Source organism: Arthrobacter sp. zg-Y1116 (assembly GCF_024385485.1).
Classification (GTDB): Bacteria; Actinomycetota; Actinomycetes; order Actinomycetales; family Micrococcaceae; genus Arthrobacter_B.
Genome location: NZ_JANFLR010000001.1, coordinates 566,941 through 590,014 on the forward strand (window position 1 = coordinate 566,941; position 23,074 = coordinate 590,014).

Annotated in this window: 22 protein-coding genes; 4 read left to right on the forward strand and 18 right to left on the reverse strand. The window is 66.3% G+C overall.

What is annotated here, in order from left to right:
• Positions 1-2: 2 nt before the first annotated feature.
• Positions 3-1,004 carry an o-succinylbenzoate synthase gene (locus tag NNX34_RS02620; RefSeq protein ID WP_255764980.1) on the reverse strand — a complete coding sequence of 334 codons (1,002 nt, stop codon included), beginning with the start codon at positions 1,002-1,004 and terminating at the stop codon, positions 3-5.
• 86 nt (positions 1,005-1,090) lie between these two features.
• On the opposite strand from NNX34_RS02620, the gene NNX34_RS02625 reads away from it, so the two are divergent.
• On the forward strand, positions 1,091-2,026 hold the full coding sequence (locus NNX34_RS02625; RefSeq protein WP_255764981.1) for a phosphatase PAP2 family protein: 936 nt from the start codon (positions 1,091-1,093) through the stop codon (positions 2,024-2,026).
• Here the strand turns inward: NNX34_RS02625 and NNX34_RS02630 are convergent.
• The 5 genes from NNX34_RS02630 to pdhA all read right to left on the reverse strand — a co-directional run bounded on the left by NNX34_RS02630 (position 2,023) and on the right by pdhA (position 8,192).
• A complete protein-coding gene (locus NNX34_RS02630) occupies positions 2,023-3,255 on the reverse strand; it encodes an MFS transporter (protein WP_255764982.1) in 1,233 nt (410 codons plus the stop codon). The two genes, NNX34_RS02625 and NNX34_RS02630, sit on opposite strands and share 4 nt — an antisense overlap.
• Before the next feature lie 41 nt (positions 3,256-3,296).
• On the reverse strand, positions 3,297-4,157 hold the full coding sequence (locus NNX34_RS02635; RefSeq protein ID WP_255764983.1) for an MBL fold metallo-hydrolase: 861 nt from the start codon (positions 4,155-4,157) through the stop codon (positions 3,297-3,299).
• A 62-nt stretch (positions 4,158-4,219) separates the two neighbouring features.
• Positions 4,220-5,806 carry a dihydrolipoamide acetyltransferase family protein gene (locus NNX34_RS02640; protein ID WP_255764984.1) on the reverse strand — a complete coding sequence of 529 codons (1,587 nt, stop codon included), beginning with the start codon at positions 5,804-5,806 and terminating at the stop codon, positions 4,220-4,222.
• Positions 5,803-6,906, reverse strand: coding sequence for an alpha-ketoacid dehydrogenase subunit beta (locus NNX34_RS02645; protein WP_255765708.1), 1,104 nt, complete (start codon positions 6,904-6,906; stop codon positions 5,803-5,805). Before NNX34_RS02645 ends, NNX34_RS02640 begins: the two co-directional genes overlap by 4 nt.
• A gap of 68 nt (positions 6,907-6,974) precedes the next feature.
• A complete protein-coding gene (gene pdhA / locus NNX34_RS02650) occupies positions 6,975-8,192 on the reverse strand; it encodes a pyruvate dehydrogenase (acetyl-transferring) E1 component subunit alpha (protein WP_255764985.1) in 1,218 nt (405 codons plus the stop codon).
• Positions 8,193-8,376: 184 nt separating this feature from the next.
• Here pdhA and NNX34_RS02655 point away from each other — a divergent pair, with 184 nt between their 5' ends.
• Entirely contained in the window at positions 8,377-8,829 is a 453-nt protein-coding gene (locus NNX34_RS02655) for an Lrp/AsnC family transcriptional regulator (protein WP_255764986.1), read from the forward strand.
• Positions 8,830-8,957: 128 nt separating this feature from the next.
• On the opposite strand, the gene NNX34_RS02660 is transcribed toward NNX34_RS02655, so the two are convergent.
• From NNX34_RS02660 to paaA, 7 genes are all read right to left on the reverse strand, one after another.
• Positions 8,958-9,206, reverse strand: a complete 249-nt coding sequence (locus tag NNX34_RS02660; RefSeq protein ID WP_255764987.1) for a DUF6480 family protein — start codon at positions 9,204-9,206, stop codon at positions 8,958-8,960.
• 122 nt (positions 9,207-9,328) lie between these two features.
• On the reverse strand, positions 9,329-10,096 hold the full coding sequence (locus NNX34_RS02665) for an enoyl-CoA hydratase/isomerase family protein (protein ID WP_255764988.1): 768 nt from the start codon (positions 10,094-10,096) through the stop codon (positions 9,329-9,331).
• A gap of 9 nt (positions 10,097-10,105) precedes the next feature.
• A complete protein-coding gene (gene paaE, locus NNX34_RS02670; protein WP_255764989.1) occupies positions 10,106-11,239 on the reverse strand; it encodes a 1,2-phenylacetyl-CoA epoxidase subunit PaaE in 1,134 nt (377 codons plus the stop codon).
• 4 nt (positions 11,240-11,243) lie between these two features.
• Positions 11,244-11,795 (reverse strand): 1,2-phenylacetyl-CoA epoxidase subunit PaaD, encoded by a 552-nt coding sequence (paaD, locus tag NNX34_RS02675; protein ID WP_255764990.1) that lies wholly within the window; start codon positions 11,793-11,795, stop codon positions 11,244-11,246.
• Positions 11,796-11,800: 5 nt separating this feature from the next.
• On the reverse strand, positions 11,801-12,619 hold the full coding sequence (gene paaC, locus NNX34_RS02680) for a 1,2-phenylacetyl-CoA epoxidase subunit PaaC (protein ID WP_255764991.1): 819 nt from the start codon (positions 12,617-12,619) through the stop codon (positions 11,801-11,803).
• On the reverse strand, positions 12,616-13,050 hold the full coding sequence (gene paaB / locus NNX34_RS02685) for a 1,2-phenylacetyl-CoA epoxidase subunit PaaB (RefSeq protein WP_255764992.1): 435 nt from the start codon (positions 13,048-13,050) through the stop codon (positions 12,616-12,618). Before paaB ends, paaC begins: the two co-directional genes overlap by 4 nt.
• 2 nt (positions 13,051-13,052) lie before the next feature.
• A complete protein-coding gene (gene paaA, locus NNX34_RS02690) occupies positions 13,053-14,012 on the reverse strand; it encodes a 1,2-phenylacetyl-CoA epoxidase subunit PaaA (protein ID WP_304659653.1) in 960 nt (319 codons plus the stop codon).
• 164 nt (positions 14,013-14,176) lie between these two features.
• Between paaA and NNX34_RS02695 the strand changes: the two genes are divergently transcribed.
• Positions 14,177-14,776: a hypothetical protein gene (locus NNX34_RS02695; RefSeq protein ID WP_255764994.1), complete on the forward strand. Its 600-nt coding sequence runs from the start codon at positions 14,177-14,179 to the stop codon at positions 14,774-14,776.
• A gap of 171 nt (positions 14,777-14,947) precedes the next feature.
• Positions 14,948-17,125, forward strand: a complete 2,178-nt coding sequence (locus NNX34_RS02700) for a S9 family peptidase (RefSeq protein ID WP_255764995.1) — start codon at positions 14,948-14,950, stop codon at positions 17,123-17,125.
• Here NNX34_RS02700 and NNX34_RS02705 read toward each other — a convergent pair.
• The 5 genes from NNX34_RS02705 to NNX34_RS02725 all read right to left on the reverse strand — a co-directional run bounded on the left by NNX34_RS02705 (position 17,122) and on the right by NNX34_RS02725 (position 22,929).
• The gene (locus NNX34_RS02705) at positions 17,122-18,174 is read right to left on the reverse strand and encodes a LacI family DNA-binding transcriptional regulator (protein WP_255764996.1); all 1,053 of its coding nucleotides are present in this window, start codon (positions 18,172-18,174) and stop codon (positions 17,122-17,124) included. The two genes, NNX34_RS02700 and NNX34_RS02705, sit on opposite strands and share 4 nt — an antisense overlap.
• Positions 18,171-19,637 (reverse strand): GH1 family beta-glucosidase, encoded by a 1,467-nt coding sequence (locus NNX34_RS02710; RefSeq protein ID WP_370647209.1) that lies wholly within the window; start codon positions 19,635-19,637, stop codon positions 18,171-18,173. Before NNX34_RS02710 ends, NNX34_RS02705 begins: the two co-directional genes overlap by 4 nt.
• Positions 19,638-19,639: 2 nt before the next feature.
• Positions 19,640-20,584, reverse strand: a complete 945-nt coding sequence (locus tag NNX34_RS02715) for a carbohydrate ABC transporter permease (RefSeq protein ID WP_255764998.1) — start codon at positions 20,582-20,584, stop codon at positions 19,640-19,642.
• Positions 20,581-21,540 carry a carbohydrate ABC transporter permease gene (locus NNX34_RS02720; protein ID WP_255764999.1) on the reverse strand — a complete coding sequence of 320 codons (960 nt, stop codon included), beginning with the start codon at positions 21,538-21,540 and terminating at the stop codon, positions 20,581-20,583. The genes NNX34_RS02715 and NNX34_RS02720 overlap by 4 nt, the downstream gene beginning before the upstream one ends.
• Positions 21,541-21,630: 90 nt before the next feature.
• Positions 21,631-22,929, reverse strand: a complete 1,299-nt coding sequence (locus NNX34_RS02725) for an ABC transporter substrate-binding protein (protein WP_255765000.1) — start codon at positions 22,927-22,929, stop codon at positions 21,631-21,633.
• Positions 22,930-23,074 lie beyond the last annotated feature (145 nt).

Below are 23,074 nucleotides of genomic sequence, written 5' to 3' on the forward strand. Positions count from 1 at the left end.
TCCTAACGCTGCCGGGCCGTCACCAACTGCGCATGCACCCGCTCCAACCGGTCCAGCCACCACTTCCGACGCTCCGGCGGGGCGGCAAACCGTTCGAGCAGCTCCTCGGATACCGGCACGTCCCGCACGGCCAGGGCACCGCCGTCGGGCACCAGCGATTCTTCGGTCACGTCTCCGGCCATGAGCGACAAGGTACCCAGCCCGCAGGCATAGGGCAGCTCGGGCAGCGCAGCGGCCAGCGCGACGCCGGTACGGATTCCCACGGATGTGTCGATGGCGGAGCTCACCACGGCCGGCAGCCCGGCCTGCGCCACAATCTCGACCGCCCGGCGTACCCCGCCCAACGGGGCCGCCTTGATGACGATCAGGTCCGCAGCGTCTTCCCGGGCGACCTTCAGCGGGTCGCTTTCCTTCCGCACGCTTTCGTCGGCGGCGATCAGCACGGGAACTCCGCGCCGGCGCAGCTCGGTCCGGACGGCACGCAGGCCGTCAATGCCCGCTACGGGTTGTTCGGCATATTCCAGCCCGGCCTCGGCCAGCAGGGTCAGCGTGTCGACGGCGGTGGGCACGTCCCAGCCGGCGTTGGCGTCCACCCGGATACCGGCGTCGGGCAGCAACCGGCGTACCTCGGCCACCCGGGCGAGGTCCTGAAGCGGAGTCTGGCCGGTTTCAGCCACTTTGACCTTCACGGCAGGGACATTTCCGAACCGGGCCAGCACGCCCTCCACCTGGTGCACCGGCACGGCGGGGACCGTGCCGTTCACCGGGATGGCCTTCCGCACCGCTGCGGGATAGCCCTGCCAGGCCGCTTCCAAGGCCGAGGCGAGCCAGGGTGAGGCCTCTGCGTCGGAGTATTCCGGGAACGGGGCAAACTCGCCCCAGCCTGCCGGCCCCTCGATCAGCAGGGCCTCGCGGTGCAGGATGCCGCGGAACTTCACCCGCATGGGAATGGAGACCACGCGGGCTCCGGCTAGGAGGGCAGACAGGTCAGGATTGTTCGGCACCCTGCCAGCCTACGCTTTGACGCTCGCCGGCTGCCCGCTTCGGGTCGAACAGGTAAGGACCACGATGATGTGGCAATCTGGATGCAATGGATACTCGCAACTTGCTGGCACAGCGCGCCCGTGCCGAACGACCGGCTGCGCATAATCCGGCGCTCTTTCTGTTCGCGGCCCTCCTCTGCGCTGCCGGCGTTGCCGCAACGTATTGGTTCTTCGTCCGCACCACCACCGGCCAGCTCGCCGATGAGTCCGCTTTCCAGGAAGCGGAGCTGATTGCACCTGCCACCGAACGGCCGGTGATCGCCTTCCTCGACGAGCTGCCGCTGATCTCCGTCTTCATAGCCGTGATTGTGGTGGTTTTTGTATCCATCCTGCGGCACCGGATTTCACCGGCGGTGATTGCCCTCGGCACTTTCGGAGCAGCAAATGTCAGCAGCCAGCTGCTGAAACGGACCGTGCTGGACCGGCCGGACCGCGGGGTGGTGACCCTGGATTTCAACTCGCTGCCGTCCGGCCACACCACGCTGGCCGCCTCTGCAGCCGCGGCGGTCTTCCTGCTCGCCTCGCCGCGCTGGCGGCCCCTGGTTGCCCTCTTCGGCGGCAGCTACGCCGTGCTCGCGGGCGCGGCCACCTTCCTCAACCTCTGGCACCGGCCGGCCGACGTCGTCGCTTCGCTCCTGGTGGTCGCCGCCTGGACCCTTGTCGGCGGCCTGGTGATGATGCGGACCAACCCGGACTGGAACCGCTGGCCCGCCAACGGAGCGGCACAGGGAACAGCGAAAGTGATTGCCGTGATCTGCGCCGTGCCCGGAGTGCTGGCCACGGCTGCCAGCCTGGGACTGTACTTCTATGCCCGCTGGAACCCGACGGCGGTGAGCACCTCCGCACCGCTGTACTTCTGGGCGGGCCTGACCCTGATAGTGGGTGTCGGCTTCCTCGTCAGCGCCCTCGCCTGCTGGCTGTTCAACCAGCAGGCCGGAGACCCCGCACGGGTAGCGGGCGGTTCCCGGGGCAATCGCCGCTAGCGGGCCTGCCCGGCGGTCAGCGGATTGCCTGCGGCCTTCCGCCCGGGAACCCAGATCCAGAGCACGACGGCCCCCAGCAGTCCCAGGACAGCGGTGGCCCCGATCCCTGCCGAGAGCGACACGAGGGCAGTCACTCCGGAGAGGATGCCGGGGCCGCCCATGGTCCCCAGATCGGCCAGCAGCCGCCAGATGCCCAGAAACTGCGGACGTCCGGGCGAAGGCGAGAAGTCCGCACCGAGGGTCATAACGATCCCGGAGCCGATGCCGTTGCCGAACCCGATCAGCAGTGCAGCCAGCAGCAGCCCGGTTGCCTCGGAAGCCAGCGGTAGCAGCCCGAGGCCCAGCCCCATGATCAGCATGCAGGGCACCGCCACCGAACGCCGTCCCCAGGTGTCCATGGCTTTGCCCGCGGGATAGAAGATCAGCATGTCGATGGCTCCGGAGAGCCCGTAGATCAGCGCCGTGGCGGTGGGGTCCAGGCCGATGTGCTGGCCCCAGAGTGGAATCACTGCCTGCCGTGTCGCACGCACGGCAGCGATCAGCAGCACCCCGATGCCGATGGTCCGGAAGATCCGTGCATGGCTTCGCAGGATGGACCGCACGGTGGGTGCGGGGCCGGCGTCGGCTTTGGACACCATCCCCGATCCGCTCCTACCGGAACGGACCGCAAGATCCGGTACCTGGAGGCTGAGGATCCCGGCGCCGACGGCGGCCGCGGCACCCACCCAGTACGCCCCGGTGGTGCCGAAGAAGTGGATTGCACCGGCGGCTGCGAAGGGGCCGATGAAGACGCCGATCCGGTTCACCCCGCCAAGTGTGGACAGGGCCCGTGCCCGGAAGTTCACCGGTACGGCTTCCGTCAGGTAGCTCTGCCGGGCCAGCCCGAAGACCGACCCCGCCATACCGACCATGAAGACGGCCAGGGCGAAAACCGCCAGCACCGGGACTGCCGCGGCAAGGACCATCGCCAGCGCGCACCAGGCCGAAGCAGCGACAAGCGCCCATTTCTCCCCGAACCGCGTGGTCACAATCGTGGCAGGCACGTTCGTCAGGAGTGAACCGACGCCGGTAAGGGTGATGACCAGCGCCGCCAGGGCGACGGTGGCGCCCAGATCGCGGGCGCTGAGCGCGATGACCGGCAGGATGGCTCCGGTCGCCAACCCGTAAAGCAGGGTAGGCCCGTAGGCCGGGACAGCTATTTTCCGAAGGCTGAAATCATCCGCTGGCACGGCCCCAGACTATCTCCAAACCGGTTCCGGTCCGGGTCTGGTTACTGCTTGAGCCACTTCCACCGGGCAAGGGTCCGCAGGCGGGTGAGCAATGCCCGGGACTGGTCCGGCCCGTACGGCAGGATGGGAATTGCCTTCGTCATGTCCACCGAGGCCTGGTCCATGGCGCTGCGGGTGACGGCGACGGCCGTGCGCATCTTGTTCATTTGAGTGGTCACGAAATCCACCGTGACGGGCTTGCCGTGCCCCGGAACGAAAACCGTGTACAGGTCCTCGAGCGCCGAAATTTTCCCCAACGTGCGGATCCATTCCTTGGGGAAGGAATCCTCGAAGGCCGGATCGGCGCCCTGTTCGACGAGATCGCCGGTGAAGAGCACGTCCCCGGCTCCCACCAGCAGGTCGTGGTCCGTGTGGCCGCGTCCGAGGTGGAAGAGGGTCACGGAGATGCCGCCCAGGTCCAGGTCCACCGGTGCGTCCTCCACCAGCTTCGTGGGTTCGGCGATTTCCGTGTTTTCGCCCATGGCCGCAGCCATCCCGGGTTCGACGTCGGCGGCCTGCGGACGGTGGCTGTTTCCGTTTTCACGGATACTCGCGGCGCATCCGGCGGTACCCCAGATATCCTCGACGCCGTTGGCGAGCATCAGGGCGTTGCCGAAGTAATGGTCAAAGTGGGCGTGCGTGTTGACGGCCGTGAGCGGCAGGTCGGTCAGCATCCGGGCGGAATCGTAAATTTCCTGCGCCATGCCGGGGCCTGCTCCGGTATCGATCAGCAGCGCCCGATCGTCCCCGATCACCAGCCCGGTGTTGACGGCAAAGGCAGCATTGGCGCGCACCCAGACCCGGGGTGCGACCTCCTTCCAGCTGCGCTGGGTGGGGATGTGCTGCTGCGGTGTTTCTGTCATGTCAGCTTTCCTTTTCGCCGGCCGGTTTCCAACCTATCGCGGGTGGCTGTCTGCGGCACGTATTACAGGTCCGCCAGCACGCGGCCCGGGTTTTCGACGGCGTCGGCAACGTAGCGCAGGAAGCCTCCGGCGGTCGCGCCGTCGCAGACGCGGTGATCGAACACCAGGGTCAGCTGGGTGACCTTCCGGACCGCGAGCTGGCCGGAAACCACCCATGGTTTTTCGATGATGCGTCCCACTCCAAGGATGGCCGACTCGGGGTAATTGATGATGGCAGCACTGCCGTCCACCCCGTAGACACCGTAGTTGTTGAGCGTGAATGTGCCTGAGGAAAGTTCGGCGGGGGTCGCCCGGCCGGCCTGGGCAGCAGAGGTGAGACGGCGGATCTCCGCGTCCAGTTCCCGAGTGGACAGGGTGTCCGCCCGCCGAACCGAGGGGACCATCAACCCGCGCTCAGCCTGCACTGCGATGCCCAGGTTCACGCCGTCGAAGGCCTCAATCACGGCCTGTTGGCCGTCCTTGGCCTCGTCCGCGTTATCCCGTGTGTCCTCCCCCGGGCCCGCACCGACTCTCTCCTCCGCAGGCACAAACCGGGTGTTGAGTTCCGGGAACCGGGTGAGTCCGGCCAGCGTGAATCGGGCCAGGAAAGCCAGCAGCGACGGTGCGTCCTTCCCCTGCCCGGAAAGGTCCGTGCGCAGGTCCATCAGGGCCGTGGCATCCACGTCCACCCACACGGTCGCCTCGGGGATCAGGCTGCGGCTGCGGCTCAGGTTTTCGGCGGCAGTGCGCCGCAGGCCGCGCACCGGAGTGCGCGAGGTGACGGTGAGCCGCGTCCTCGGATCCGTTGCGGCCCCGGATTCGCCGGTGGCTCCGGTGGTCACGCCCCTGGTTTCGCCGGCAGTGTCTTCGACCCCAGCGGACGCCATTGCGGCTTCGACATCGCGGCGCAGGATCAGCCCGTCGGGTCCGCTGCCGGCCACATCCGCCAGCGTCAATCCGGCGTCACGGGCCAGGCGGCGGACCAGAGGGGATACACAACGCGGAGCTTCCGTTCGAGCCGAGGTGCCGGCAACTTGGCCGGCAACTTGGCCGGCGACCTGACCGGCAACCGCGCCCGCAAAGGGGCCGGCAACCTGGCCGACAGCCGCGACCGTCCGCCGCCGCGGCGCACGGGTGCGCCGCGGGGACTGACCGTTGGCCGGGGTTCCGTAGCCGATAAGGACGTTTCCGGACCCTGCCTTCTCTTCCTCCCGGTAGGCTTCCCCTGCCGCAGTCTCGCCGGCCGATGCCGCAGCCGCTACTGCTTCGGCCGCTTCCGCCGGCCCAACGGCCGCCGCAGGTGCCATCGTTTCCCCGGTTCCCGTCGCTGTCATTCCGGCGGCGAGACCGGCCCCCACCGTTGCCGCAGCCGCAGTGTCCACGGAGATCAACGGACGCCCGACGTCGACACTCTCGCCGGCCTGGCCGTGCAACTGCGACACGCGGCCCGCAAAGGGGGACGGAACTTCCACCAGGGACTTTGCCGTTTCTACTTCGGCCACCGGCTGGTCCACCACCACCGTGTCCCCCACCGCCACGAGCCAGTGGACGAGTTCCGCCTCGGTCAGGCCCTCGCCCAGGTCCGGCAGCAGGAAGGTACGAACACTCATCGGGGATCCTCCGAAGCAGAGATTCGGGGGCCGGTGCCGGCACCGGGAGCCTCCGGCTCCTCCCACTGCAGGTCATCCACGGCGTCCAGGATGCGGTCCACTCCGGGCAGGAACCAGTGTTCCAGCTTCGGCGCCGGATACGGCACATCGAAGCCGGTCACCCGCAGCACCGGTGCGGCGAGGGAATGGAAGCAGCGTTCGGAGATGCGGGCCGCGATTTCCGAAGCGACAGACGCAAACCCCGGTGCTTCGGCAATGACCACTGCGCGTCCGGTGCGCCGGACGGACGCGTCCACGGTGGCGTCGTCGTACGGAACAATCGAGCGCAGGTCGATGACTTCCAGGGACCGGCCCTCTGCTTCGGCGGCTGCCGCTGCAGCCAGTGCCGTCGACACTGACGGCCCGTAAGCCACCAACGTTGCATCCGTTCCGGTGCGTGCCACGGCTGCGGTGCCGATCCCGCCCGAAACCTGTTGGCCCGTGCGCAGCGCGTCATCGGCGGCGCGGCGCAGGACGGCCAGGTCCACTGGTTCCTTGCTCCAGTAGAGCTTCTTCGGTTCCAGGAAAACCACGGGATCATTCAGCCGGATCGCGTCGCGCAGCAGCGTGTAGGCGTCCGCTACGGTTGCCGGCGCGACGACGGTCAGGCCGGGGGTGTGCGCGTAGTAGGCCTCGGAGGAATCACAGTGGTGTTCCACCCCGCCGATCCCGCCCGCATACGGAATGCGGATCACCAGCGGAAGCTTCACCTTTCCCCTGGTGCGGTTGGACATCTTCGCCACGTGGCTGACCACCTGCTCGAACGCAGGATAGGCGAAGGCGTCAAACTGCATCTCCACCACCGGACGCAGACCGTTCATCGCCATGCCCACGGCCATGCCCATGATCCCGGATTCGGCCAGCGGAGTGTCGAAGCAGCGGCCGGTTCCGAACCGAGCAGTAAGCCCGTCGGTGATCCGGAAGACCCCGCCGAGCGGACCCACGTCCTCTCCGAAAACCACCACCGTCGGATCGGCCGCCATCTCGTCGGCGAGCGCGGTGTTGAGCGCCTTGGCGAAGGTCAGGATTTCCGGGCCGGACTCTGCCCCGGCGTCGGCCATCTCCCCCGTCCGGGGCTCAGTGACCGTAGGAGTTGCTGCCATGGTGCTGCCTTTCGGATCAGGAGGTGTCACCGCGAAGCGCCGGGATCTGCGGGGTTCCCGGCGTCGCCCGGGCCTGCGTCGGCGTTGCGGACCACCGCATCGCGTTCGAGCACGTCGCGCTGCAGTTCACCGCGCAGCACCTCGGACTGTTCCGCCAGCTGCGGTGTTCGCCGGGTATAGACGTGTTCAAACAGCGCCAGCGGGTCCGGTTCAACGTCGGCATTCAGGCCCTCGCGCATGGCTGCCGCGAGCGCTTCGGCCGCCGCGGCCAGGTCATCCTCGCGTGCATCATCGAGCAGCCCGCGGCCGCGCAGGTAGGTGCGGGTCCGGGCCAGCGGGTCCCGGGGCAACCAGTCCTGCACTTCTTCCGCCGAACGGTACCGGGTGGCGTCGTCCGCGTTGGTGTGGGCCTGCATGCGGTAGGTATGTGCTTCCACCAGTGCCGGTCCGCCGCCTTCGCGTGCCCGCAGCACTGCCGCGCCCAGGACGGAGAGGAGGGCGGCGACGTCGTTTCCGTCCACCCGCTCCCCCGGCATGCCGTATCCGACGGCTTTGTGGGCCAGCGACGGCGCCGCGGACTGGTTCTTCAGCGGCACCGAGATGGCGTATTCGTTGTTCTGGATGAAGAACACCACGGGCACAAGGAACACCGCGGCAAAGTTCAGCGCTTCGTGGAAGTCGCCCTCGCTGGTGGCACCGTCACCGCACAGGGCAAGCACCACGGTGTCCTCCCCCTTGAGTTTCGCGGCGTGCGCAACGCCGACGGCGTGCAGCAGCTGGGTGGCCAGGGGGGTGGCCTGCGGTGCCACCCGGTGCTCGTACGGGTCATACCCGCTGTGCCAGTCTCCGCGCAACAGCGTCAGCACCTGCAGCGGGTCCACACCGCGGGACATCACGGCAACACTGTCCCGGTACGTGGGAAACAGCCAGTCCTGTGTTTGGAGCACCGCAGCGGCAGCTACCTGGCAGGCTTCCTGCCCATGGGAGGAAGGGTAGACGGCCAGCCGTCCTTGACGCACCAGGGCGTTGGCCTGGTCATTGATGCGCCGGCCCGCCACCAGACGGGCATAGGCATCCAGCAGCATTTCATCGGCGGGCATCGCGTACCGGGAATCCTGGCGGGCTGCGCCGCCGGCATCTATCAGCTGGACGGGGACGTCCGAGGGCAACAGGGCATCGACGCTCCCGGAACCGCTTTCGGTGCCAAAGGCAGCCTGGCGGGTCCTGTCGGTAGAGATGGTCATCGCGAGCCTCCGTCCGCAGTACCGCGGCATCCTTGCACGCGGAACTTCTGTCTTGCCAGTATGCTTTCGGGCGCTGAATTGTTACCAGCATTCCGCGAAATCTTGGACGCCAGCGGCCTGCGGGAGTAATCTGATGGACACCTTGCAAATGTGACGCAGATTACTTGGGGAGAGCGTGGACATTATGACTACAACGCAGGTGCAGGCGCTGGATGACATTGACCGGAAAATCCTGGCCGTCCTGCGGGCCGACGGCAGGGCCTCGTTTACCGCCGTCGCGCAGGCGGTCCATATCTCCCGGGCGCACGCCTACTCGCGGATTGCCCGCCTCACCGAGTCCGGAGTCCTCAGCCGGTTCACCGCGCTGGTAGATCCGGAGAAGGCCGGACTGGGTTCTTCTGCGTATGTGACGCTGAAGGTCCGCCAGCACGCCTGGCGGGAATTGAAGGACCGGCTCAGCGAGGTGCCGGAGATCCACCACATTGCCCTGGTGGGCGGCTCGTTCGACGTTATCGTGCTGGTCCGGGCGGAGGACAACGTTCACCTGCGCAGGGTCATTTTCGACCAGCTGCAGTCCATGCCGGGTGTCCTGGACACTCAGACGTTCCTGGTCTTCGAGGAACGCGATACCCGCTAGCGTCGCAGCAGGGAAGGCAAAAAGCAGGGCCCGCAACTGCAGGCCCTGCTTTTTCGTCTGCTTTTTATGTCTGCCCGGACGCTGCCCGGGTAGCTTCTTAAGTCCAGGCGTTCATCCAGTCCGGCAGGTCAGTTTTCGTCATGGCCCTGGTCGGTGCTCATCTGATCCTCGGCCGGAGGGGTCTCTCCCGGAGGAACGCCGCCGCCGGGCTCGAGGCCGGTGATGTTGCCGTCCATCGGATCCGGATTGGTGCTCCCTGCCTTAGCCTCGCTGTGGGCGTGGTTGCCGGTGCCCTCCTGCGTATTGGAGCCCTTTTGCGCATCCTTCGGCTTATCCGGGTTCGCCGGGTCATTGTTCGGGTTATAGCTTTCGGCCATATTCCTGCCTCCTTGGTGTCTCAGGGTTCTCCAGCGCCGGCAAGCACCTGTTGTAAGCATGCTTACGAGTTACCTCCAAGGTAGTCCGGTGTCCACCGCATCACAAGCTGAGCAGGAACACGTCAGCCCTGGAAAACGGGCTTGCGCTTGGCCAGGAAGGCCTTGAAGCCCTCCGCATAGTCGGGTGTTCCGCTGAGCTTTTCCTGCACGGTGTTCTCCGCATCGAGAGCCTCCCAGAAACCCAGCCGCCGGTCGCGGATCTGTGCCACGAGTTCCCGGGACGCGGTAAAGGCCTGCGTGGGACCGGAGGCGACGCTCAAGGCCGTGGCACGGGTGCGGTCCAGCAGTTCGGCGGGGTCCATGGCGCGGCTGAACAGTCCGGCAGCCACCGCTTCCGCACCGCTCATCAGTTCCGCCGTGTAGATCAGGTCCAGCGTGCGGTGCGGCCCCAGGCGTTCCGTGAACAGCCAGTGTCCACCCGAGTCCAGCGCCGCACCCAGGTTCGCGAACGGCGAGCCGATCTTCGCGTCGGCAGCTACGTAGACGACGTCGGTGGCCACCAACAATCCGAGCCCCACTCCCAGGCACGCACCCTGGGCAGCAGCGAACGTCGGCGCGGGAAAGGCAGACATTTTCTGCAGCAGCGGCAACAGGTCATCCACGAGATAGCCGCGGGCATCGTCGTGGTCCGGCGAGACAGTGGAAAGGTCCCGCCCTGCACAGAAGCTCCTGCCCTCGCCCCGCAGCAAAAGCGCCCGCACGCCCGCGGCAGCGGCGTCGTCGTACGCCTGCCCCAGGTCCGCCAGGGCGCGGCCGTCCAGGGCGTTGAGTTTTTGCGGGGCGTTCAGGACCACTTCGGCCACGCCGTCGTGGATGTCGAGTTCAATCAACGGGTGCTCCTAGAAGTCGTAATCAACGGTCACCTCCGGGCTGGTGGGCCGGCTCTGGCAGGTCAGCACGTAGCCGCGCTCCAGTTCCTCCGGTTCCAGCGCGTAGTTCTCCTCCATGTCCACGGTGCCGGAAACCAGCCTGGCCCGGCAGGTTCCGCAGACACCGCCGGCACAGGCGAAGGGCACGTCCGGGCGGACGCGGAGGGCTGCGTTGAGCACGGATTCCCGGGCGTGCACCGGGCTGGCCACCTTGCCCTGCAGTCCGTCCAGCCGGAAGGTGATGTCGAAGTTCTCTCCCGAGCTGTCGGGCAGGACCGGACGGCCGGCGGAACCTTCCGGGCGGTCGGGAGGCCCGGTGGTGAAGAGTTCAAAACGCACCCGGGCCGGGTCGACCCCGCGTTCGGCGAGCGCATCACGGCACAACTGCACCAGGTCGAACGGGCCGCAGAGGAACCACTCATCGACAGCTGCTGCAGGGAGCACCGAGTCGATCAGGGTGGTGAGCTTCCCGGCGTCGAGCCGTCCGCTGAGCAGCGGCGAAATCCGCTGCTCGCGGGAGAGGACGTGGTGCAGGGCGAACCGGGACGGGTAGCGGTCCTTCAGGTCCGCCAGCTCCTCCAGGAACATCACATCCATGGCCGCCTTGTTGGCGTAGACCAGGTCGAAGCGCGTGCTGTCGGACGACGCCAGCACGGTGCGGGCAATTGCGATCACCGGGGTGATGCCGGACCCTGCGGCTACGGCGGCAAACACCTGCCCGTGCACCGCTTCCAGTCCGGGTTGGCCCGGGGCGTGCCGGGAGATGAAGCTGCCGGCCGGACTCATCACATCCAGCACGTCCCCGGCCCTCAAATGCTCGTTTACCCAGGAGGAAAACAACCCGCCCAGGTCCCGCTTGACGGCAACCCTCAGTTCGCCGGGCTTCGGTTCGGCGCAGATGGAGTAGCTGCGCCTCAGTTCCGTGCCGTCCAGCACCGTGCGCAGGGCAACGTACTGTCCCGGCAGATAGGAGTAGGCCTCCACTAGCCCGGACGGCACCGCGAAGGTGACCTCGACGGCGTCTTCGGTCAACCGGCGCACTGCGGCCACGGTCAGTGGATGGAAGGCGCCGCGGCGGGCCGGCGCTTCGGGAAGGGCTGTCATGGCTTCAGAGCACCTTGAAGTAGTCGAACGGTTCCCTGCAGTCGCCGCACACCCACAGCGCCTTGCAGGACGTGGAGCCGAAGCGGGTCAGCTCACGGGTATTCAAAGAGGAGCACTGGGGACATTTCACGCTCAGGCCCACCCGCACGGGCCCCGCAGCGGCCTGTCCCGACGGCGGCGCGATTCCGTAGGCGTCCAACTTTGCTTTGCCTGCACTGCTCATCCAGTCGGTGGTCCACGCCGGAGCCAGTTCCAGGGAAACCTGGACGCTGGGATAACCGGCAGCATCCAGGGCGGCGGCGACGTCCTGCCGGATGGCGTCCATGGCGGGGCAGCCGGAATAGGTGGGGGTAACGGCCACCAACACCCGCGCGCCGATGACCTCCACCCGCCGGAGCACACCCAGGTCCTCGATGGTCAGTACGGGGATTTCGGGGTCGCAGACCGTGGCGGCGATATCCCAGGCTGCTGCTGCGGCAGGGTCCGCCGGACGCAGCACCGAGCGTTCCACCGGGTTCTCCACGGCAGGGTCCGCCGGACGCAGGGAGGATTCCATCAGGCTCACCACGATGCGCCGGGATGTTCGCGGGCCAGCACCTGCATCTCGGCCAGCAGATAACCCAGATGTTCGCTGTGCCGTCCGCGCCGGCCGCCGCCGGGAGCAGGCGGCACCGCGGGCAGGTCCAGTTCCGCTTCGCGCAGCACGCCGGCAATGTTGCCGTCGAAGGCAGGCTTCAGGGACGAGGGCAGAACGGCACGGTCGCCGAGCGAAGCCACAAGCTCGTCGTCGTCGAACAGCTCTGCCACGTACGGCCAGGTCAGTTCGAGCGCACGGATCATCCGGCGTCGGGATTCGTCCGTGCCCAGGCCGAGCCGGAGCACCCACTGTGCGCTGTGGTCCCGGTGGTAGTCCACTTCCTTGACCGCCTTCGCCGCGATCGCTGCAAGGGTGGGATCCGTGGAATGCTGCAGCGCGCCGTACAGCTCGAACTGGTAGAAGGACACCACGAGCTGCCGGGCAATGGTGCGGGCAAAATCACCGTTGGGTTGTTCCACCAGATGCACGGAGCGGAATTCTGTTTCCTTCCGCCAATACGCGAGATCGTCCTCGGTACGGCCGTCGGCGCTGCCGGCATAGCTGAGGAAGGACCGGGCATGCCCGATCAGGTCCAGGGCAATGTTCCCCAGTGCCACATCCTCTTCCAGCTCGGGTGCCCGGGAGATCCACCAGCCGAGCCGCTGCGCCAGTACCAGTGCGTCGTCGCCCAGGCGCAGGGCGTAAGCGGCGGCGTCGGGATCCGCACGCGTTCCCGCGGCGGCAATGTCCTCCGGCCGCAGGGCGTTGCCCGGTGTAATCCGGGTGGCGCTGTCTGAACTCACAGGTGCTTCACCCCTTCCGACTTGGTGTAGTAGGTGGCGTGGCGGTAATCCTTGCCCTGCGGGGATTCGAAGAACTGTCCCTTGGCGTCGGGATCGCTGGCGATGATGGCCGACGCCGGCACCACCCAGAGCGAGACACCCTCGTTTCGCCGGGTGTAGAGATCCCTGGCATTGCGTACCGCCATATCCGCGTCCGGTGCATGGAGCGAACCGGCATGCACATGGGACAGGCCCCGGGAGGAGCGGACAAACACTTCCCACAACGGCCAGGACGCAGTGGGGGTCTGTGTACCTGTTGGCGTGCCCGCAGGCTGCAGGCCACCATCGCGTACGGCACCCGGCGCCGCGCCGCCGTCGTTCCCTGCGGCCGTACCCGTGCCCGAGAGGGCAGGCTTCGAACCGTCGTCGCCCGTGGTTGATCCGCCCGTCATGGCTACGCCGCCCCCGCTTCGCTGGACATCGCGCCTTCGCTGCTGCGGCCGGCCTGGCGGGCGGCATAGGCCGCCGCGGCTTCACGCACCCAGGCACCGTCTTCGTGGGCTTCCCGCCGTCGGGCCAGCCGCTGTGAGTTGCACTGGCCGCGGCCGGCGAGGACTTCGGAGAACTCGTCCCAGTCCAGCGGCCCGTGTTCCCAGCGTCCGGTCTCCTCGTTGTAACGGATATCCGCATCGGGAAGGGTCAGGCCGAGCACCTTCACCTGCTCCACAATCATGCCGACAAAACGGGAACGCAGCTCGTCGTTGGAGAAGCGTTTGATGTTCCACGCCATGGACTGGCGGGAGTTCGGCGAATCATCGTCCGGCGGTCCGAACATCATCAGCGAGGGGGCGTACCAGCGGTTGATGGCGTCCTGGGCCAGCTCCCGCTGCGCGGGGGTGCCGTTGGCCAGTTCCAGCAGGATCTCGAAGCCCTGCCGCTGGTGGAAGGACTCCTCCTTGCAGATCCGGACCATGGCCCGCCCGTAGGGACCGTAGGAAGCACGGCAGAGCGGGACCTGGTTGCAGATGGCGGCACCGTCCACCAGCCAGCCGATGGCACCCATATCCGCCCACGTCAGCGTGGGGTAGTTGAAGATGCTCGAGTAGCGCGCCTTGCCGGCAATAAGGTCGGCAGTCATTTGGTCCCTCGGGGTGCCCAAGGTTTCAGCGGCGGAGTAGAGGTAGAGGCCGTGGCCTGCTTCGTCCTGCACTTTCGCCATCAGGATCGCTTTGCGTTTCAGGGACGGTGCACGGGTGATCCAGTTTGCTTCCGGCTGCATGCCGATGATTTCCGAGTGTGCGTGCTGGGAGATCTGCCGGACGAGCGTCTTTCGGTACCCCTCTGGCATCCAGTCCCGCGGCTCCACCCGGGCATCCGCTGCAATGAGTGCGTCAAAGTGCTCTTGCCCGCTCATGGTTTCTCCGCTTTCATTGCGCCGATTAGCAGTCATTCCGACCGGTAGCCGCCCCGCTTAATAATTACCGACCGTTCGTTCAGGATATGGAGGCGGAATGGGCCCGTCAAGGGGCAGGCCATGTAAAACTGGTGAGTAGACGTTGCGTTGCGGAAAGGAAAGTCATGGGTGTTCCAGAGCCCGACGCCGGCCGTCGGGCCATCCGCGCGGGTGTAGCTTCGGACAGCAGCGGACCCTCGCCGGAGTTGGTCGGAACCGGACCGACGGGACGGGCGTCGGCTGCGGCCGTCATCGTCCCCACGCTTCTGGGTCTGCTGGGTTTCTTTGCCGTGTCGGCAGCCGTGACTGCTGAAGAGGCGACCGTCAGCGTCACCGTTCCGGGTCTGCTGCTGGCCCTTACCGCCATGGTGGTGGCCGGAGTCAGCCCGCTTTACGCAGTGAATCCCACCTGGGGATCCCTGCGGCGGCCGGCCCTCCTGCTGGCGGCCTGCCTCCTGATGGAGACCCTATTGTTCCTGTTCGCACCGGAGATGATCCTGTTCTCGCTGCCGGCGCTCCCGCTGGCCCTGTGCGGAGGAGGCGTCCTGCTGTCAACGAGCCTGTGGGGCCAGTTCCGCAAGGGTCCGGCGCCCGAGCCGGTGCTGCTTCCCCGGCACCAAGCCTCCGCGCGCTCCTTTACCTCCACTTTGCTGGTGGTGGCAGTGAACTGGGCACTCTTCCTCGCCGCCGGTGCACTCTGCGCCTGGCTGCTGCTCGGGGACTAGCCGGCCCGTGGACTAGCCCCCGGGGATTAACCTGACCGGGGATTAACCGCCCGGGATTGGCCCACTGCCAACCTCGGAGACCAACCCCGGAGACCGGCCGCGGGGCTAAGCCGCGAGCATAACGGCAGCGCGGTCCTTCGACGCCGCCGCCGGGATGGATATATTCGAAGCATGACTACTCCCCTGCCTCCGGTTGCCAAGAAAGTCCCCACCGAACGCACCCGCCACGGTGACACGTTCATTGACAACTATGAGTGGCTCCGGGAGAAGGAAAACCCGGAGGTGGTGGAACACCTTAAGGCAGAGAACGCTTACTCCGCCGCGATGACGGCAGACCAGGAAGAGCTGCGCGGACAGATCTTCAACGAAATCAAGAACCGCACCGAGGAAACGGACCTGTCCGTTCCGGCACGCAAAAAGGGCTGGTGGTATTACACCCGCACCGAGGAAGGCAAGCAGTACGCCATCCACTGCCGCACGGCTGCCCAGGACACCGGGAACCTCGACGCCGACTGGACGCCGCCCGCCGTGGTCCCCGGTGTTCCGGTTCCGGGCGAACAGATCCTCGTGGACGGCAACGCCGAGGCCGAGGGCAAGCCCTTCTTCTCGCTCGGCGGCCTGGCGGTCACCGAAGACGGCAACCTGCTGGCCTACTCCGAGGACAACGCCGGAGACGAGCGGTTCACGCTGCGGATCAAGGATCTGCGCACCGGCGACCTGCTGCCGGACGTCATTTCCAACGTCTTCTACTCACTGGCCTTCGCCCCCGACGGCCGCCGCGTCTTCTACACCGTGGTGGATGATTCCTGGCGTCCCTACCAGGTCAAGGCCCACACGCTCGGCACCCCGGTGGAGGACGACGTCGTCATCTACCAGGAAGACGACATTGCCATGTGGACCGGCTTCGACCTCTCGGCCGACCGCCGGCAGCTGCTCATCGGCATCAGCAGCTCCGAATACAGCGAATACCGGGTCCTGGACTTCGACGACCCCTCCGGCACCGTCCGCACGCTGATTCCCCGCAGCGAGCGCATCCTTTACGAAGCCGAGCCGCTGACCCTGGACGGAGCACGCAAATACCTGGTGACGCACAACCGGAACGCCCTGAACTCGATGCTCTCGCTCGTCGCCGAAGAGGAATTCGCCAAGCCGCTGGCGGACCAGCACTGGGAGACCGTCATTGCGCACGATGACACCGTGCGCGTGAACGGTGCCGCCGTCACCCGCACCCATGTGCTCGTGTCGGTCCGCAAGGACACCACCGAGCGGGTGCAGATCCTGCCCGTGGACGGCCTCGGCACTCCGGCGCAGGGCACGCCCGTGGAACCGGCCTTCGACGAAGAGCTTTACACGGCCAACCTGGCCAACGCCGAGTTCGATTCCCCGATCATCCGCCTCAGCTACACCTCCTACCTCACGCCGCCGCGCGTCTACGACTACGTGCTGGCCACCGGTGAGCTGGAACTGCGGAAGGAAACCCCCGTGAAGGGCGGCTACCGTTCCGAGGAGTACGTCGCCGAACGCGAATGGGCGACGGCGGCGGACGGCACCCGCATTCCGCTCTCCGTCATCCGCCGGGCGGACCTGCAGCGGGACGGCAGCAACCCGGCGCTGGTCTACGCGTACGGCAGCTACGAACTCAGCATGGATCCGGCATTCAACATCGCCCGGCTGTCCTTGCTGGACCGCGGCGTCGTCTACGTGGTGGCGCACATCCGCGGCGGCGGGGAGATGGGCCGCGCCTGGTACGACAACGGCAAGAAGCTGAACAAGAAGAACACCTTCACCGACTTCGTGGATGCCACGGACTGGGTTGCCTCCTCGGGCTGGGCGGATCCGGACCGGATTGCCGCAATGGGCGGTTCCGCCGGCGGGCTGCTGATGGGCGCCGTCGCAAACCTGGCCCCGGAAAAGTACCGCGCCATCGTGGCGCAGGTGCCTTTCGTGGATGCGCTGACCACCATCCTGGATCCCGACCTGCCGCTGTCGGCCCTGGAATGGGAGGAATGGGGAAACCCCATCACCGATCCGGAGGTCTACCGGTACATGAAGGAGTACACCCCGTACGAAAACATCCGGGCCGTGGACTACCCGCAGATCGCGGCGGTCACCAGCTTCAACGACACCCGTGTGCTGTACGTCGAACCGGCCAAGTGGGTGGCGCAGCTGCGCGAGACCACTACCGGCAGCGAACCGATTGTCCTGAAGATCGAAATGGACGGCGGCCACGGCGGAGCATCGGGCCGGTACGAGGCGTGGAAGGACCGGGCGTGGGACTACGCGTTCATCCTGTCCGCACTCGGCGCCCGGGAACTGCTGCCGGCTGCCCGCCGGGAAAACGCGGCCTAGGCGGACTCCCGGACCACCAGTTCCGGCGGGTAGACGACGGGCTCCAGATGTGAACCGGGCTCCTCGATTTCGCGCAGCAGCATCTCGGCGGCCCGCCGGGCCATCTCGACCATCGGGTTGACCACCGTGGTCAGGCCCGGCGTGCTGGAGGATGCGAGCCGGTGGTTGTCGTATCCCACCAGCGCCACGTCGCCGGGCACGGACAGTCCTCGCTCGCGCAGGACCTCCAGCACACCCAGGGCCATCGGGTCGGATGCAGCGAAGATCGCGTCTATGCCCGGGTCGGCGTCGAGCAGCCGGGCGGCGGCTGCGGCACCGCCCTCGGTGGTGAAGTGTCCGGATTCGACGCCGGCCGGTTCGAGCCCTGCCTCGGCCAGTCCCAGCCGCCACCCCTCGGTCCGGTCCTGGGCGGCTGTCATGTCCGCCGGTCCGGTGACCGTGGCGATCCGCCGGTAGCCGCGGCCCGTAAGGTGCCGGGCAGCGAGCAGTCCGCCGGTCCGGTTATCCGTATCCACGAAAGCCAGTCCGGCACGGTCCTGCCACGGCCGGCCGATGAACACGGCCGGCAGCGTTGCGTCCGCCAGTTCGGTTTCCAGGGCGTCGGCTTTGTGGTGGGAAACGATGATGGCTCCGTCCACGTGGCCGCTGCGCAGGTATCGGATGAACTGCCCTTCCTTCTCGCCCTGCCGGGCAATCAGCAGTACCAGCTGCACCTCGGTATCCTTCAAAGCCTCCGTGATTCCGTTCAACGTCATGGCGAAGAAGGGATCCACCAGGACCCGGCCATCCGGCTCCGGGATCACCAGGGCAATGGAATCGGCACGGCTGGTGGCCAGGGAACGGGCCGCGCGGTTGGGCGTGAACCCCAGTTCCCCGATCGCCGCGTCAATGGCGGCCTGCGTTTGGGCGCTGACCCGGGCACCGCCGTTGATGGCTCGGGAAACGGTCGAGCGGGAAACACCGGACAGCGCCGCCACATCTTCCAACGTGGGGCTGCTGCGCCGGGGTTTCACCGACCCGCTCCGGGGCCCGGGCTTAAGGGTGCTCATCGTTTCGACGATACGACATACGCAGGGGTTGCGGTGCCCGGTACCGGCAAGCCCGGGGGCAGGGCATTGGCGGCTGCCGCTTCCGCGTACCAGCGGGCGCTGGCCTTGGGCGTGCGCTGCAGTGTTTCGTAATCGACGTGCACAATCCCGAACCGCTTGGCGTAGCCCCAGGCCCACTCGAAGTTGTCCATCAGTGACCAGGCAAAGTAGCCCCGGACGTCGACGCCGTCCGCCACAGCCTCCTGCACCGCTGCCAGATGCGAGCGGATGAAGTCGAGCCGGTCCAGGTCCTGGACGGTCCCGTCGGCCACAACGTCGTCATCGAAGGCTGCACCGTTTTCGGTAATGTACAGCGGCACGCCCGCCGGCCCGGTGTAGTCGTGCTGCAGCCGGTTCAGCAGCCGCCGAAGTCCCTCGGGCTGGATCTCCCAGCCCATGTTCGTCTGCGGCAGTCCGCGCCGCACGGCATGGATCCCGTCCGCGGCAGGATACGGGCTCGCCGTCGGACGTGCCGACGGCGCCGCCGTCGTCAGGGGTTCCGTCGGCGGGGTCTTGGTGAAGGCATCACCGTGGTAGTAATTCACCCCCAGGAAGTCGATAGGGGAACTGATGACCGCCAGGTCTCCGTCCTGGACGTGGGATTCGAAGCCGTAGGGAGCCAGGTCCGCCACCACGTCCTCGGGGTATTTCCCGTGGAAGACGGGGTCCGCGAACATCCGGTTGAACTGCCCGTCGATGCGGCGGGCTGCGTCGACGTCGTCGGGGTTCTGCGGATCGGCGGGATCGGCGACCGTGAAGTTCAGGGTCAGGCCGGTGTCCAGGCCCGCGTCCCGGCCCTTGAGCGCCTGGACGGCAAGTCCGTGTGCCAGCAGCAGGTGATGGTTCGCGGCAACCGCGAGTTTTCGATCCTGCAGTCCGGGCGCATGCTCGCCGCTGGCGTAGCCCACGTAGGCGGAGCACCAGGGCTCGTTCAGGGTGGTCCAGGCCGTCACCCTGTCCCCCAGTACGTCGTGGACGCTGAGGGCGTAGTCGGCAAACCGGTATGCCGTGTCCCGGTTGGCCCAGCCGCCCTGGTCCTGCAGGGCCTGCGGCAGGTCCCAGTGGTACAGGGTCAGCCACGGTTGAATCCCGGCCTCGAGCAGCGAATCCGTCAGCCGGCTGTAGAAATCCAGCCCCGCAGCGTTGACCGGGCCGCCGTCGGGCCGGATCCGTGCCCAGGACGTGGAGAACCGGTAAGAGTCCAGGTTCAGTGACTTCATGAGGGCCACGTCATCGTCCATCCGGTGATAGTGGTCGCAGGCGATGTCCCCGTTGTCACCGTTCACCACGGCCCCGGGAACGCGGCTGAAAGTGTCCCAGATGGAATCCTTCCGGCCGTCTTCCGAAGCAGCGCCCTCCACCTGGTAGGCCGCCGTCGCCGCACCCCACACGAATCCGGACGGGAATGAGGAGTTGTTGTTCATGGTCATCCCTTCACCGCTCCCTGCATGATTCCTGCAACCAGATGCCGTCCGGCGACGGCAAAGACAATGAAGAGCGGAATGGTAGAGAGTACGACGCCGGCAAGGACCACCGAATAGTCCACGAAGCGCGCGGACTGCAGTTGCTGCAGCGCCACCGGCAGGGTCGGGTTCTGCGCATTGAGCACAATCAACGGCCAGAAGAAGTTGGTCCAGGTGGCGACAAAGGTGAAGAGTGCCAGCATCGCCGCAGCCGGGCGTGCTGCCGGCAGGCCCACGTGCCAGAACGCCTGCCACATATTGGCACCGTCCACGCGCACCGCCTCGATCAGTTCGTTCGGCAGAGCGTCCTGCAGGTACTGGGTCATCCAGAACACGCCGAAGGCAGTGACCAGCCCGGGGATGATGACCGCTCCCATGGTGCCGGTCCAGCCCAGCTTGGACATCACAATGAACAGCGGAATGACGCCAAGCTGGGTAGGAACGGCCATGGTGGCCACTACGAACACCAGCAGTGCCTTGTTTCCCTTGAAGCGCAGCTTCGCGAAGGCAAAACCTGCCATGGAAGAGAAGAGCACCACGGAAGCAGCAGTCACAGTGGAGACAAGGATGCTGTTGCCCAGGGCTTTCCAGAACGGAATGGTATCCAGCACCGTCGCTGCGTTTGCGAAGAAGTTGCCGCCCGGAATCAGCGGGACACCCTTGGCGATCACTGTGCTGTCGTGGCTCGCCACCAGGACGGACCACAGGATCGGCAGCGCCGATCCAAGAATGACGGCGCCCAGCAGTCCGTAGGTAAGGAAGCCCGGCCGGCGGTTGAAACCGCCGGTCTTCCGCCCGCGCGCCAGTGACGGGCGCGGAGGCTGCGCACCGCCGCGGTCCCGGCGGCGTTTGGCTGCTTCGGCGGCCTTGCGGCCGGCGGTCTGTTCGACCATGGGTACGGAAGTCATTTCCGTCCTCCCTGGGTGGCGATGCGTCGGGTGATAAGGAAATTGAGTGCCGCAATGAGAACGATGATGACGAACAACAGCCATGCCACTGCTGACGCCCGGCCCAGGTTGCGCTGGCCCCAGCCCAGTTCCCAGATATACATGGTCAGGGTCTGCCACTGGCGGTCAGCTCCGCCCAGCCCGTAATTGTCGAACACACGCGGTTCATCGAAAATCTGCAGTCCGCCGATGGTTGCGGTGATGACCACGAAGATGATGGTGGGCCGCAGCATGGGGACAGTCACCGAGATGAACTGCCGCCAGCGGCTGGCGCCGTCGATGATTGCCGCTTCGTACATATCCCGCGGAACCGCCTGCATGGCTGCCAGGAAGATCAACGCGTTGTAGCCGGTCCAGCGGAAATCCACCATGACGGCAATAGCCACATGGCTGGCGAGCGGATTGGCATGCCACGGAACCGGGCTCAGCCCCAAAGACGTCAGCGCACCGTTGATGGCACCGGACTGGTCGGCGAAGAGGTTGCCGAAGATGAGTCCCACAGCCACCGGCGCAACAATGTAGGGAAGCAGCACACCCATGCGCCAGAATGTCTTGGCGCGCAGGTTGGCGTCCAGCACCGCAGCAATGGCAATGGCCACGATGATCTGCGGAACGGCCGAGATCAGGAAGATGCTGAAGGTATTGCCGACGGCGTTCCAAAAGTAGGGCTGGGACAGGACGAAGGTGAAGTTCTCCGTGCCGCTGAATCCGAGGTTGCCGCCGATGAGGTTCCAGTTGTGCAGCGAGACCCATCCGGTGTAGATCAGCGGGAACAGTCCCACGATTGAGAACAGGATAAAGAACGGCGAGATATAGAGGTACGGGGAGACTTTGACGTCCCAGCGGGCCAGCCTGCTGCTGAACCCTACCCGGCGTACCGGCGTCCGCGCGGCGGGCGGCTTGACGGTGACGGCCATGGGTTTCTTCCTAACGTTGCGAGGGCAAGAAGTGGTGGTCCGGTGCCTGCGACGCAGTATGCAGCCGCAGGCACCGGTGGCCTGGAGGGATTACTGCAGAGCGTCCACGCTGGCTACGAACTTCTTCCAGGAGGAGTCGGCATCATCCGTCTTGAGCACGTCCACCCGGTTCAGTGCCTGTGCCATCGACGTGTTGATGGTGAAGTAGTTCGGGCCCTTGAACGGCGTCATGGTGACGGCTTCCGCCCGGTCCACCAGGATCTCGCCCACCGGTGCGTTGTTGAAGAACTCGTTGGTGGAGCCCAGCAGGGTTTCGGATTCATACGCTTCGACCTGGCTCGGGAAGGTCCCCTTGGACTCGAAGGCCTTGATCTGCTGCTCGGGCGCTGTCAGCCACTGCGCCAGCTTGATGGCCTCTTCCTGGTTCTTGCCCTGCGAGGGAACCGTCAGGTACGAGCCGCCCCAGTTGCCGCCGCCGCCGGGGAACACGTTGGCGATGTCCCAGCCTTCAACGCCGGCTGCGTTGCCCTCAATGCTGCCAAGCATCCAGCCCGGGCACAGCGTGGTCGCGAAGGCGCCGCTCTGGAAACCTGCCGTGTAGTCGTCGGACCACTGTTCCAGATGGGCAGAGAGGTCCTTGTCCACGGAGTTCTCGAGGACCTTGGTGTAAATGTCCTTCACCTCCGGGTTCTCGGTGGCAATGACGGTGCCGTCATTTTCCTCGTAGGCGTTCTGGACCTGGTTGATCTGGCCCTGGTACACAGCCATGGCCGAGTCATACCACGCGGCATCAGACTTTTCCGTGAATTGCTCGCCCACCTCGAAGTAGTGGTCCCAGTCGCCCTCCAGCAGCTCGGCAACTTCCTCGCGGTCCGTCGGAAGGCCTGCAGCGGCGAAGAGATCAGCGCGGTAGCAGACGCCTTCGGGGCCAACATCGGTGCCGTAACCGATCAGCTTGCCGTCCTCGGTGGTGGCGGCTTCGGTCTTCCAGTCCAGCCAACGGCCCTCAACCTCGGGACTGGCAAGATCGGCAAACTGGTCCGGGTACTGCTTCAGTTCGGGCAGCCAGTCCACCTCGATGCCTTCAATATCCGACAACCCGGAACCGGCAGCGAGTTTGGTGTTCAGGTTGTCATGCGCATTGTCCGACGTCGCCTTCTTGTCATGGACAATCTTGACGTTGGGGTTTGCCTCCTCGTATTCCTTGAACAGGTCCTCGTAACCGAACTCATTGAAGGTACTGACGCTGAGCGTCACCGTCCCGTCGCCTTCGGAAGCTCCGTCGTCGCCCCCGCCGCATGCGGTCAGGAGAAGGGCTGCGGCTGCAACGGATGCGGCAAGCGCAGGTCCGCGGCGTGCACGGCCGGCGGAAGTGGGTTTGGTACTCATTGCTGACTCCTTTGTCATAATCCGGGTATCGAAGCACGAGCGTCCGCGATACCTCCGCGCGTTCCGTGCCGCTGCCTTACGGATGCGCCCTGCTGCCGAACCGGCGGCCAAGATAAAACGGTGGGAGCGCTCCCACAAGCTCAGG

Coding starts and splice junctions, on each gene's coding strand:
- NNX34_RS02625 (WP_255764981.1), top strand. CDS start 1,091: ATGGATACTCGCAACTTGCTGGCACAGCGCGCCCGTGCCGAACGACCG.
- NNX34_RS02635 (WP_255764983.1), bottom strand. CDS start 4,157: ATGACAGAAACACCGCAGCAGCACATCCCCACCCAGCGCAGCTGGAAG.
- NNX34_RS02640 (WP_255764984.1), bottom strand. CDS start 5,806: ATGAGTGTTCGTACCTTCCTGCTGCCGGACCTGGGCGAGGGCCTGACC.
- NNX34_RS02645 (WP_255765708.1), bottom strand. CDS start 6,906: ATGGCCGACGCCGGGGCAGAGTCCGGCCCGGAAATCCTGACCTTCGCC.
- pdhA (WP_255764985.1), bottom strand. CDS start 8,192: ATGACCATCTCTACCGACAGGACCCGCCAGGCTGCCTTTGGCACCGAA.
- NNX34_RS02655 (WP_255764986.1), top strand. CDS start 8,377: ATGACTACAACGCAGGTGCAGGCGCTGGATGACATTGACCGGAAAATC.
- NNX34_RS02660 (WP_255764987.1), bottom strand. CDS start 9,206: ATGGCCGAAAGCTATAACCCGAACAATGACCCGGCGAACCCGGATAAG.
- paaE (WP_255764989.1), bottom strand. CDS start 11,239: ATGACAGCCCTTCCCGAAGCGCCGGCCCGCCGCGGCGCCTTCCATCCA.
- paaD (WP_255764990.1), bottom strand. CDS start 11,795: ATGGAATCCTCCCTGCGTCCGGCGGACCCTGCCGTGGAGAACCCGGTG.
- paaB (WP_255764992.1), bottom strand. CDS start 13,050: ATGACGGGCGGATCAACCACGGGCGACGACGGTTCGAAGCCTGCCCTC.
- paaA (WP_304659653.1), bottom strand. CDS start 14,012: ATGAGCGGGCAAGAGCACTTTGACGCACTCATTGCAGCGGATGCCCGG.
- NNX34_RS02695 (WP_255764994.1), top strand. CDS start 14,177: ATGGGTGTTCCAGAGCCCGACGCCGGCCGTCGGGCCATCCGCGCGGGT.
- NNX34_RS02700 (WP_255764995.1), top strand. CDS start 14,948: ATGACTACTCCCCTGCCTCCGGTTGCCAAGAAAGTCCCCACCGAACGC.
- NNX34_RS02705 (WP_255764996.1), bottom strand. CDS start 18,174: ATGAGCACCCTTAAGCCCGGGCCCCGGAGCGGGTCGGTGAAACCCCGG.
- NNX34_RS02710 (WP_370647209.1), bottom strand. CDS start 19,637: ATGAACAACAACTCCTCATTCCCGTCCGGATTCGTGTGGGGTGCGGCG.
- NNX34_RS02715 (WP_255764998.1), bottom strand. CDS start 20,584: ATGACTTCCGTACCCATGGTCGAACAGACCGCCGGCCGCAAGGCCGCC.
- NNX34_RS02720 (WP_255764999.1), bottom strand. CDS start 21,540: ATGGCCGTCACCGTCAAGCCGCCCGCCGCGCGGACGCCGGTACGCCGG.
- NNX34_RS02725 (WP_255765000.1), bottom strand. CDS start 22,929: ATGAGTACCAAACCCACTTCCGCCGGCCGTGCACGCCGCGGACCTGCG.